Raw genomic sequence first — 281 nt, forward strand, 5'->3', positions numbered from 1 at the left:
GGACAGCGAACCGATGCCGGTCGAGGTTGACGTCGACAGCGACGCGATCGAGCTGTTCGCGGTCGAAAGCCCCGTCGAGGTCGAGGTCGACAGCGACGCAACCGAGCTGTTGGTCGACGACAGACCGGTGGACAGCGAACCAATGCCAGTCGAAGTTGACGTGGACAGTGATGCAACCGAACTGTTGGTCGACGAGAGGCCGGTGGACAGCGAACCGATGCCGGTCGACGTCGACGTGGACAGTGATGCGATCGAGCTGTTCGCGGTCGAAAGCCCCGTCG

General features: G+C 63.0%; 1 protein-coding gene. It reads left to right on the plus strand.

The genetic code is table 11. From position 1 onward, the window contains the following. The coding region (locus ACV229_RS40885) for a hypothetical protein (protein WP_448088703.1) at positions 1-281 on the plus strand (281 nt) is incomplete at both ends.

Source organism: Burkholderia sp. MR1-5-21, from assembly GCF_053427715.1.